The organism is Aquamicrobium lusatiense (genome assembly GCF_014201615.1).
In the GTDB taxonomy this organism is placed as follows: Bacteria; Pseudomonadota; Alphaproteobacteria; order Rhizobiales; family Rhizobiaceae; genus Mesorhizobium; species Mesorhizobium lusatiense.
Genome location: NZ_JACHEU010000007.1, coordinates 58,848 through 70,113, shown reverse-complemented (window position 1 = coordinate 70,113; position 11,266 = coordinate 58,848). Strand labels below are relative to the sequence as shown.

At 63.0% G+C, this 11,266-nt stretch carries 9 protein-coding genes; 2 read left to right on the top strand and 7 right to left on the bottom strand.

The window, feature by feature from the left end; genetic code table 11:
• Positions 1–208: 208 nt before the first annotated feature.
• From HNR59_RS19955 to cofG, 6 genes are all read right to left on the bottom strand, one after another.
• Positions 209–1,216, bottom strand: a complete 1,008-nt coding sequence (locus HNR59_RS19955; RefSeq protein WP_183832975.1) for a TIGR03842 family LLM class F420-dependent oxidoreductase — start codon at positions 1,214–1,216, stop codon at positions 209–211.
• A 79-nt stretch (positions 1,217–1,295) separates the two neighbouring features.
• Positions 1,296–1,973, bottom strand: coding sequence for an NADPH-dependent F420 reductase (gene npdG, locus HNR59_RS19950; protein ID WP_183832973.1), 678 nt, complete (start codon positions 1,971–1,973; stop codon positions 1,296–1,298).
• Entirely contained in the window at positions 1,970–3,340 is a 1,371-nt protein-coding gene (cofE, locus tag HNR59_RS19945; RefSeq protein WP_183832971.1) for a coenzyme F420-0:L-glutamate ligase, read from the bottom strand. Before cofE ends, npdG begins: the two co-directional genes overlap by 4 nt.
• A complete protein-coding gene (gene cofD / locus HNR59_RS19940; RefSeq protein WP_183832969.1) occupies positions 3,337–4,296 on the bottom strand; it encodes a 2-phospho-L-lactate transferase in 960 nt (319 codons plus the stop codon). Before cofD ends, cofE begins: the two co-directional genes overlap by 4 nt.
• Positions 4,297–4,299: 3 nt before the next feature.
• Positions 4,300–5,571: a 5-amino-6-(D-ribitylamino)uracil--L-tyrosine 4-hydroxyphenyl transferase CofH gene (cofH, locus tag HNR59_RS19935; protein WP_210307476.1), complete on the bottom strand. Its 1,272-nt coding sequence runs from the start codon at positions 5,569–5,571 to the stop codon at positions 4,300–4,302.
• A gap of 3 nt (positions 5,572–5,574) precedes the next feature.
• Positions 5,575–6,693 carry a 7,8-didemethyl-8-hydroxy-5-deazariboflavin synthase CofG gene (cofG, locus tag HNR59_RS19930; protein WP_183832967.1) on the bottom strand — a complete coding sequence of 373 codons (1,119 nt, stop codon included), beginning with the start codon at positions 6,691–6,693 and terminating at the stop codon, positions 5,575–5,577.
• A 746-nt stretch (positions 6,694–7,439) separates the two neighbouring features.
• Between cofG and HNR59_RS19925 the strand changes: the two genes are divergently transcribed.
• Positions 7,440–8,870, top strand: coding sequence for an NCS1 family nucleobase:cation symporter-1 (locus tag HNR59_RS19925; protein ID WP_183832965.1), 1,431 nt, complete (start codon positions 7,440–7,442; stop codon positions 8,868–8,870).
• Between the two features lie 235 nt (positions 8,871–9,105).
• Positions 9,106–10,560: a dihydropyrimidinase gene (gene hydA / locus HNR59_RS19920; RefSeq protein ID WP_183832963.1), complete on the top strand. Its 1,455-nt coding sequence runs from the start codon at positions 9,106–9,108 to the stop codon at positions 10,558–10,560.
• Positions 10,561–10,617: 57 nt separating this feature from the next.
• Here hydA and HNR59_RS19915 read toward each other — a convergent pair whose 3' ends face one another.
• A complete protein-coding gene (locus HNR59_RS19915; protein WP_343060876.1) occupies positions 10,618–11,253 on the bottom strand; it encodes a TetR family transcriptional regulator C-terminal domain-containing protein in 636 nt (211 codons plus the stop codon).
• Positions 11,254–11,266 lie beyond the last annotated feature (13 nt).

Below are 11,266 nucleotides of genomic sequence, written 5' to 3'. Positions count from 1 at the left end.
TGTTGCCGCCCGCAATGCCGGGACCAACCTTCGCCATCTCCATCAGCGAATCCCACAAACGGTCCGGATCAATGCGAAGGTTCTCGCCGGAGGTGGACATGACATGTTCCTTTCGATGCATTTCGGAGTGCTGGTCGGTTTTTGTCGACATGATGCAGGCGGCCGGTTTCGGTCGCCTGCACCAGATCATGGCTTGTTTCCGGCCAGATCAGTTGTTCGCAAAGGCGGGAATAACCTCGCGGCCGTAGCGCGCGATGATTTCCTCTTCCTCGCCGCTGTCGAGATAGATGTTGAACTGCGTGACGCCTGCCGCCTCCAGTTCCCGGATCTTGGCGATGTGGTCCTCCGGCTCGCCGAGCACGCAGAAGCTCTCGACGATGTCGGGCGTGATGAAGTCGAGATAGGGATTGTCGCTCTGGCCGTGCTTGGAATAGTCGTAGCCGCGGCGCTTCTCGATGTAGCTGGTGAGGCTTTTCGGCACGAGGTCGGAATCGGCGCCGTATTTCTCGACGATGTCGGCGACGTGGTTGCCGACCATGGCCGGGAACCATTTGGTCGCCTCGATGGCTTTTTCTTTGGTGCCGAAATAGGCGGGAGCAGCGGCCATGGAGCGGAATTTGGACATGTCGCGCCCGGCTGCCTTGCCGGCCTCGATGCACTGGTCGGTGAACCATTTGCACAGGCTCGGATCGCCGATCTGGAGCACCACGCCGTCAGCGGCTTCACCGGCGGCCTTCAGCGCCAGCGGGCCATAGGCGCCGATCCAGGCAGCCATGTCGTGGCCGACGGCCCAGGGGAATTTCACCGGCTCCGGGCACTCCGGATAGGTGACTTCCTCACCGCGCACCATGGCCTTCATCTTCTGCACGAATTCGGTGACGCGCGACAGCGGAGCAGGCTTCTTGCCCATCACGCGGCGCGAGGAATCGCCGCGGCCGACCGCAATCTCGAAGCGGCCGTTGCTCTGCTTGTTCAGCGAGGCGAACAGCGAGCCGGCGACCGACCAGTCGCGCACGTCCGGATTGGTGACGAGCGGGCCGAAATGCATCTTCGTCGTGTGCTCCATGCACATGGCGATGGCGGGATAGCATTCACGCCACAGAATATGCGAGTCATAGAACCAGCAATGGCTGAAGCCCGCATATTCGGCGGCACGCACCAGATAGCGGGCGCGGTCGGGCTCGACGAAGCCTTTGAACGTAATTCCGAATTCCATTGTTTTCCTCCATTTTATAACGACGCGGACTTGATCGGGTGCCGCGCTTCAGACCCCTTGGTGTTGGGTGGCGCGCCCGTCAGTGTCCGGGCGCCCAGATGCGGACACCCGCATGGGAGAAGGGAACCTTCTTCGAGATGTTGAGGCGGATCAGCAAAGGCGTGATGGCCTCGACGCAGCGCGCGCTTTTGGCGGGGCCGGCATCGTAAGTCTGAACGCCAATGCCCTCGATCAGCGCCTGCACTTCTTCCTTCGCAGCGAGATCGTCGCCGCAGACGAAGACGTCGCAATTGATCGGCGTCGGCAGGTCGTTCAGCGAGTGCGCGGAGACGTTGTGCAGAGCGCCCACGACCTTGACCCCCTCGCCCAGCAGCTTCTGGGCTGCCTCGGTGGCCGAGCCTTCGGGGGGCGGGCCGTAGCCGCGCGGATTGCCCTGCTCCAGCGGCACCACGACATCGACGAGGATCTTGCCGTCGAGTGCTGCGCGCACTTCCTCCAGCGTGGCCTCGTGCGCGGCGAAGGGCACGGCCAGCATTACCATGCGCTCGGCAGACTGCGCGGCGTTGATGTTGTCCGCGCCGGTAATGGCCGTGAAAGATCCGCCTGCCTCGGTCAGTTTCGCGTTGAGGTCTTCGGCGATGGCGTGCGCTCGTTCGGCATCGCGCGAACCCAGCGCCACGGCCACGCCGCTGCGCGCGAACCTGAGTGCCAGCCCCTGCCCTTGCGGGCCGGTTCCTCCGAGAATTGCAATGGTCATAGAAACAGCTCCTGTGAAAGCGGTCGAAGAAAGTCGCCGGCGCTGGCCGAGGGCGTGTCGCTCCACGGCAGGCCGCGTATGATCACCACGGGAAGGCCGGCATCCTTCTGCATGAGCAGGCCGGATGCGGCGGCCAGTTCATCGGCAAAGGCCGGCAAGGTCGCCTTGAGGCCGCGCCCATAGGCGTCGGCGCGCACCGTCCAGTCGACGACGGCGGGCACGCCGGCCACGCCGATGGCGACATTGACCAGACCGTGACGCCATGGCCTGCCGAAGGTGTCGGTGATGACGACGCCGATCTGCACGCCATAGCGCTCCTCAAGCCCGGCCCGGAGGCGGGCGGCGCTCGCATCGGGATCCTCGGGGAGAAGCAGCAGCATGTCGTCCCTGCCCTCGCCCAGATTCGACTGGTCGATGCCGGCATTGGCGCAGATCCAGCCCTGACGGTGGCGGGTGATCAGAAGCCCGTCCGGCTCCTGCCGCCGGGCGCGGATGATGTCGGAGGATTCCGAGAGGATCGCCTCGACCTTGCGTGCGTCCTTGCCGATCTCGGCCGCAATTTCGAGGGCGCGGGGCGACGGCACGAAGGCGTCGAGCGCAAACATCCGCGCTTCGCTCTTGGAGACGATCTTCTGCGCAACGATCACGATGTCGCGCGGCATCAGCTCGCTACCCATGTCGGAGAGGGCCTGCCCGATCGCCGCCGGCAGATCATCACCCGCCCCGATCTCCGGGATGCCGGCCACGGCGAACAGGCTGACGTCCTGCCTGCGGATGCTGCCCGAGGTGGAGGCAGAGAAGAGGTCGTGTGGCGTGTCGATGTCGCGGCAGAGATTTGGAAGCGTGAGCCGCGTGCAGCCCCTGCCCTTCCCAGCCGCCGCCACTTCATGTGCATCCGCCGAGCGTGGGCCGAAGCTGAACGGGATTGCGTCGGGCGGCGAAAGCAGGATCGCATTGGTGCCGCCGTCGTGGGATTCGGCGATAACGACAGATGCTTCGTCCGAAGCCCCGATCAGTATGGCGATCTCGGCCGCTTCAAGCGTCGGGATGTCGGCATGGATGACGAGCAGCTTTTCGGCGTTTATGGAGCGGGCCCATTCGGCGGCGCGGGCCGCCGCCCCGTTGATGCCGGCCTTTCCGTTCTGGCCGAGCGCGGTCGCATCATGAGCGCGCGCGATCTCGGCCACGCGCTCCGATGGCGTAACCACCGCCAGAGGATTGTCGCCATGGAAGCGGCGAAAGAAGCCGAGCGTGTTCTCGAACAGGAGCAGCGCCAGCGTTTCGCGCGCATCGTTGCCGAGTGCGGGTTTGAGACGCGTCTTGGCCTGACAGGGGTCCTTCATCAATATGGCGATGGCGACCGTCATGCCCGCGCTCCGAGCGTTGGAGCGAAGCCGATAAGCTCGCGGGCAAGGCGTTCCGCTCCGGCGGGATCGCGCATCAATATGTCGGTGGCATGGACGCTTATGCCGTCGGCCTCGATGGCTGCGATGTCGTTGACGTCGTCGCTGTCGACCAGAAAGCCGTCGATCAGGCCCTTGTAACGGGCGGCAACGCCGGCAGCGCCGCCGGGCTGGCCGAGATCGGCAAGCAGCTTGTCGAGCGGACCTTTAACTGCCTTGCCGCCGATCAGAGGCGATACGCCGATGCGGGGCGCATGGCTTGCGGCAACCGCCTCGCGCAGGGCCTTCGCCGACAGGAGCGGCTCAAGCGACAGCAGCGGGTTGGAAGGGGCGAAAACAATCAGGTCTGCTTCCCTGATGGCGGCAAGTGCCTGAGGGCTGGCGGCAGCCTCTTCCGCACCTGCATAGCTGATTTCGCGCACGGCCGGCTGGCAACGTTCGCCGACGAACCAGTTCTGGAAGTCGAGCAGGCCCTTCTCCGTCATGAGCCTGGTGCGTACGGGATCGTCCGTCGCGGGCAGGATGCGGGCTTTGATACCGAAACGAGTGGCGCATTCTTCCGTTACCTCGCTCAGCGAGGCGCCCTGTGACATGCGCCAGTTGCGCCAGATATGCAGGCCGAAATCGGCGTCTCCGAGCTTCATCCACACCGGCGCGCCAAGATCGCGCAGGACATTGAGGCCGTTCACCGTATCGTTGGCGACGCCCCACCCCTGCCCTCGGTCGATCCGGTCGGAGAGCGTATAAAGAATGGTGTCGATGTCGGGACAGACGAGCAGGCCATAGAAGGTGTCGTCGTCACCGACATTGACGACGACGGTGAGCGCCCCTTCCGGCAGGGCGCGCATCAGCCCTTCGGCCATGCGCGCGCCACCGACGCCACCGGCAAGCAGCACCACTTTTTGAACGCCAGTTTCCATCCGTCAGCCCCTAGCCGCCTGCTGCATTTCTGCCTGCGTGAGGAAAGCGACCGGGCTTGCGCCACAGGCACGTTCGACCAGTGGCTCGATCTCGGGAGGATCGTGATCGGTGAAGTCTTCCAGCGTCTGGTAGAGCGTGTTGCGCTGCACCGGGATGCGGCCGGCGGCGCGGATGATGCGCACCATCTCCAGCGGCGTGATCTCCTGCCCGTGCTTTGCGCCGGCTGCCCGCGAAATGCTCTCGTTCATGAGCGTGCCGCCAAGATCGTTGACGCCGCAGGCCAGCATGGTCTGCGCCATTTCCGGGCCGAGCTTCACCCACGATGCCTGGATGTTGTCGATGTAACCCTGAAGCATGATGCGCGCCACGGCGTGCATCTTCAGGTTCTCGGTCATGGAAGGCCCCGGCCGCACGCCCGGCACATTGCGGTAAAGGCGGGTGTTTTCGTGGATGAAGCCGAGCGGAACCAGTTCGGTGAAGCCGCCGGTGTCCTTCTGGATCGAGCGCAGGCGGTCGATATGGGCGGCCCAGTGCGACGGCCCGTCGATATGGCCGTACATAATGGTCGAGGTCGTCGGAATATTCTGCCGGTGCGCGGCGCGGATGATCTTTTCCCACTCATCGGCGGAAAGCTTGTTGCGGGTGAGCTGCAGGCGGATTTCGGTGTCGAGGATTTCCGCTGCGGTGCCCGGCATGGACCCCAGCCCCTCGTCGCGCAGCATGGCGAGGAAGTCGTCGAGCGACATGCGGCTCTTGCGCACGCCGTACCAGATCTCGAACGGCGAGAAGGCGTGGACATGCATCTTCGGCACGCGCTTCTTCACCGCGCGCAGCAACTGCACATAATAGTCGCCCGGAATGTCGGGATGCAGGCCGCCCTGAATGCAGACTTCGGTGCCGCCCCGGTTCCAGGCTTCCTCGGCACGCGCCGCCACCTGTTCGGGCGTCAGCAGCTCTGCGCCGCTGGCCTCCTTGCGCACGCCGAAATTGCAGAACTGGCAGGCCATGTAGCAGACATTGGTGAAGTTGATGTTGCGCACGGTGACGAAGGTTGCCCTGTCGCCCACCCGCTCGCGCCGCACCGTATCGGCAACCTTGAGCACGGCGGAGAGGTCCGCGCCCTCCGTGTTGAACAGCACTTCACCTGCCTCGCGCGAGATTTCTCCGCCTGCCAGCGCGCGCTCGAGAATGGCGCGCACCTGTGCGGAGGCCCGCGTCAGAACCTCATCCGGGCGGTTTTCCAACTGCTTCATGACTTCGAGATCGATGCTCATGGCTCAACTCGTGAATTGTTCGCGCGCCAGACCGTCGGCGCGGGCAAGACGGGACAGCGGGCCGGCCAGCGCTTCCCGGCACTCGGCCAGATAGCGGGGGTAGACGGTCAGCCGTTCGGCGAGGCGATACCCCTTGGCGGAGGTGCGGCGCGAAAGCTCGCCCAGCGCCGGCCATGCCCGCTCGGGGTTGATGTGGTCCTTGGTGAGCGGCGAGATGCCGCCCCAGTCATTGATGCCGGATTCGATGTAGTCCTCGAATTCCTCGTCGAGATTGGGCGGGGCCTGCAGGCTGATCGACGGATCGAGCACGATGCGGGCCGCAGCCAGCGTCTTCAGCATTTCGTGGCGGGAAGGCTCGATCCATTCGGCCATGGCGGTGCCCGCCTTGGCGCGGAAATTCTGGACGATCACCTCCTGCACATTGCCGTGGCGCAGATGGATGTCGTTGATGGCAATCAGGCTGTCGATGCGCTCGGACCATGTCTCGCCGATGCCGATCAGAATGCCGGTGGTGAAGGGAACGCCGAGACGCCCTGCCGCCTCGATGGTGCGCAGGCGTAACACCGGTGCCTTGTCGGGGCAGGCATGATGCGGCAGGCCGGGCTTCGACAGGCGCTTGCTGACATTTTCGAGCATCATGCCCATCGAGGCCGAGACCTCGCCAAGCCGCTCCACCTCCTCTTCAGTCAGCGTGCCCGCATTGACATGCGGGATCAGCGAGGTGTGTTCGAGAACCAGACGGCAGGCATCGACCAGATAGTCGACGGTGGTGGCGTAGCCGAGGTCTTTCAGAATGGCGGCTGCTTCCGGGTAGCGCCGCTCCGGGCGTTCGCCCAGCGAGAACAGGGCTTCCTTGCAGCCGAGGCGCTCACCCCGGCGGGCGATGTCGAGCACATCTTCGGGCGTCAGGTAGTTGGCTGCCGGATCGCCCGGATGCTTGACGAAGACGCAGTAGCCGCAGGTGTTGCGGCACATATTGGTGAGGGGGATGAAAACCTTGCGGGAGTAAGTGATCTCCCGTCCCCAGTACTGGTCGCGGATTTCACAGGCCCGCTGACGCAGGCGCGCAAGTTCGGCTTCGCTGACGCGGTCTGCCGCGTAGACGTCATCGATCGTGATCATGGTGCCGGCCGTCAGACGGTCGCAGGAGAATGATCGTGCAGAAAAATGCCTTGTCCGGAACTGACGCGGATACGGATTCCGCCCCTCCTCCGTGGCAAGCCTGCACCTGTGGCGAGTGCCTGCTTCATGGGTTCCTCCTCCCATTTTTTATCATCTGATCAAAATTTGACTGCATGATAAAAAAATGTCAAGTGGGTGTTTACGAAACGTCAGCCGGAATGTTTCCGACTAAGGTAACCCACTGAATTTTCGTTATCTTTGGCTTCGGTATCCTGAGTCCATCTGAAGATGGGTGCCGGAGCCAGGCTTGGGGATCCCCTCAACCGGACATCAGAATCCGGGCAGGAAATCTCCGATGCCATGCATATGGGAGAGAATTCGACATGATGTGTCGGCGTGAAGTTCCCGATGTGACCGGCAAGGCGCGATCCGCGCAGCCAATACCATTTCCCATCGCCTGCGCCGCACCGTCCGCAAGATGCCCGAAAGTGCCTTTCAAGGCATTTCAGGACATGCAGAGCCCGCCCTTCCTGCACCATGCCGGTGCCTGTGGTGAGGCTCTGCCTCCAGCCCTCATGACATACGGATCATTCCACAACCGCCTCTCCCCGCTGGGGCGAAGACGGGTGGCGTGTATCGCAAGGGGGCTGACCATTATCGACAGCTGAACAACGGCGTATCCCGCAGCGGCCTAGGAGGTGCCGGGCAGGATACGACATCAACGCAACCATTCTGGGAGGAGCTTAATGCATAAGCATGCAAATGAATCGTCTCGACTTTTCAACGTCGAGCTATCGCCGGAGACGGCGACGGGTACATGGAAGACATGGAACCTGTTTGCCTGGTGGATGTCGGGCTGGCACAGCCTCGGCGGATACACCATGGCGGTCGGCCTGTTCGCACTGGGCCTGAGCGGATACCAGATGATCGCCGCATTCACGGCGGGCATCATCATTCTCTATTTCACCAACAATATGAGCGGCGTGGCCGGTCAGCGCGTCAAGGTGCCGTTCCCGGTCTTTGCGCGCGCCAGCTTCGGCGTTTACGGCGCCAACATCCCCGCCATTCTGCGCGCCATCGTTGCCGTGGCATGGTACGGCATCCAGACTTATCTGGCCTCCGCGGCGATGATGCTTCTGGTCATCAAGGTGTTTCCATCCTCGGCAACCCTGACGGAAAGCTCGTTCGCGGGCCTTTCGACGCTCGGCTGGATCTGCTTCCTCGTGCTGTCCTTTGCGCAGCTCATCGTGCTATCGCGCGGCATGGAGGCGGTGCGCCGCCTCTCCGACTTCGCCGGTCCCGCCATCTGGATCGCCATGATCGCGCTTGCCGTATGGGTCCTGGCACGTGCCGGCTGGTCGGTCGATTTCAGCTACCGCACCGTGGAGCATAACAGTGGCCTGTTCGGCATGGCTTCCGCCATGTTCATCGTTGTCGCCTATCTTGCCGGCCCGACGCTGAACTTTGCCGACTTTACCCGCAACGCGCCCGACGAGGCCTCGGTGCGCCGCGGCAACGCATGGGGCCTGCTGCTGAACGCGACGGCTTTCGGCGCCATCTCCATCGTCATCGCGCTGGCCTCGGTGAAGGTCTATGGCGAGGCGATCCACGATCCGATCGCGCTGATGAAGGACATCGACAGCATCGCCATCCTGCTGGTGGCCATCATCGCCATCGGCACGGCCACGGCCGGCATCAACATCATCATGAACTTCGTCGCGCCGGTCTATGACATCATCAATGTGTGGCCGCGTCACTTCACCTTCCGCAAGGCGGGTGTGGTCGTGGCCATTCTGTCGGTGATCGTGACGCCGTGGAACCTGTTTTCCAGCCCGGTGATCGTCAATCACTTCATCGGCAGCGTCGGAGCCCTGATGGGGCCGCTCTACGGCATCGTGATGGCGGACTACTACATCATCAGGCGTCAGAAAATCGATTCGGATGCTCTGTTCGACGATACGCCCGGCGGCAAGTATTATTACAATGGCGGCTACAACACCAACGCCATCATTGCCCTTGTCGTCTCGGGCATCATTGCCATCGGCATGTCGGTCATCCCTGCGATCAGCGCCTGGACGCCGTTCTCCTGGCCTGTCGGCGTCGTGCTGTCGGCGGTCATCTATTGCCAGCTCAGCACCAGCAAACGCCGTGCGCTTGGCACCGTCGCCACTGACTAAGACGAAAATTCCATGGGAGCGGGACAGGTCTCCTGCTCCCATGACCAGCCTCAGCAAGAAAACCGCCGGCAGACGGCCGGCGGTTCCTGCCACCGACCGGCGCTGCGGTGGTGCGCGGACCGGCTCCCCCAACCCGGCCGCAAGCGCGAAAGATGAGATGAGCGCCCGCATAGCCCCGTTCGACCCGGCCGTATCGCGCGCCCGGTCACCCGCATGAAAATGAAAGGCTTCAGCAATGTCGAAAGTAATCAAGGGAGGCACGATCGTCGCCGCCGACCGCAGCTATGAGGCGGATGTGCTGATCGAAGGCGAGACCATCGCCGCCATCGGACCGGATCTCAAGGGTGATGAGGTCATCGACGCCGAAGGCGCATTGATCATTCCCGGCGGCATCGACCCGCACACCCATTTTGAGATGCCCTTCATGGGCACCACCACGGCGGAGACATGGGAAAGCGGCACTTATGCCGCCGTTTCGGGCGGAACGACGATGGTGGTGGACTTCGTCATCCCCGGTGAGGACGGACTGATAGCAGCCCTCGATGAGTGGGAGGAGCGCGCGGCGCGTCAGGCATGCAGCGACTATTCCTTCCATGTCTCCATCACCGGCTGGTCGAAAAAGATCTTCGAGGAGATGGAAACCGTCGTCGGGCGCGGCGTGAATACGTTCAAGCACTTCATGGCCTACAAGGGCGCGCTGATGGTCAACGACGACGAGATGTTCGCCTCGTTCCAGCGCTGCGCCGCGCTTGGCGCCATCCCCTTCGTTCATGCCGAAAACGGCGACCTTGTCGCGGCCATGCAGCAGAAGCTGATGAGTTCCGGCCTGAGCGGCCCCGAGGCGCATGCCTATTCGCGGCCTCCGGATGTCGAGGGTGAGGCCGTCAACCGCGCCATCACCATTGCCGATGCCGCCGGCGTTCCGATCTACATCGTGCACGTCTCCTGCGAGCAGGCGCATGAAGCCATCCGCCGCGCCCAGCATAAGGGCATCCGCGTCTATGGCGAGCCGCTGATCCAGCACCTGACGCTGGATGAGAGCGAATATTCCAATCCCGACTGGGCCCACGCGGCGCAGCGCGTCATGTCTCCGCCCTTCCGCGACGCCCGCCACCAGGCTTCGCTGTGGGCGGGTCTGCAATCGGGCTCGCTGCATACGGTGGCTACCGATCACGCCGCCTTCACCATGAAGCAGAAGCTGCTCGGGCTCAACGATTTCACGAAGATTCCCAATGGCACGGGCGGCGTCGAAGACCGCTTGTCGATGCTGTGGACCACTGGCGTCGAAACCGGCCGGCTGACGCCGAACGAGTTCGTCGCCGTGACCTCCACCAACATTGCGAAGATCCTCAACATCTATCCGCGCAAGGGCGCTATCGTGCCGGGTGCCGATGCCGATCTCGTTGTGTGGGACCCGAAGACGGGCAAGACCATCTCGGCGGCAAACCAGAAGTCGATCATCGACTACAATGTCTTCGAGGGCATGAAGGTGTCCGGTCTGCCGCGCTACACGCTTTCGCGCGGGGACGTCGTTTGGGGCGAAGGCGTTGCCAGAGCAAAGCCCGGACGCGGCAAGTTCATTGCCCGCCAGCCTTTCCAGGCCGTCAACAAGGCGCTTTCGACATGGAAGGAACTGACCGCGCCACGCGCTGTCACCCGCTCCCCGGAGCATATGCCCATCGGCGTGTGATCCTGTCGAAACACTTGCAAGACCACACCGGCCGCGCAGAGCAATCTGCGCGGCCGGTCAGTTTCTGCTGGCCTCTGGCGAAAGCCCGTTGAGGTAAAGCTGTTCGAGGAACTGTGCCCCATCTTCGAACAGCCGTTCTCCGCTGCGATCAGGCCCAAGAACCGCCCTCACCTGTACGTCGAAATCGGCATAATGCTGTGTCGTCGCCCAGAGCGAGAAGATCAGGTGATATGGATCGGTCTGGGCGATACGGCCATCTTTCATCCATCCTTCGATGACCTTCACCTTTTCGTCGACAAGCGGTTTCAGCACATCCTGAAGCATTTCCAGCGTGTGCGGTGCGCCCTGTAGAATCTCATTGGTGAACAGCCTTCCCTCTCTCGGGAAATCCCGGGACATCTCCATCTTGCGCCGGATATATGACTGCAACTCGGCCATCGGATCGCCATCGGCATCGAGATCGCGGAGAGGCTGTAGCCAGTCGTCCAGCAGACGCTTGATCAGCGTGCTGTGGATTTCGTCCTTGCTGCGAAAATAGTACAGCAGGTTGGGCTTGGACATGCCGGCAGCTTCGGCGATCTGGTCGATGGTCGCGCCGCGAAAGCCATGCGTGGAAAATATCTCCAGCGCTGCTTCCAGAATTTTTCGGCGCCGCTTGGTCTGAATGCGGGTAGGCGGACGAGATTTCTCCACTGCGGTCAGGCCA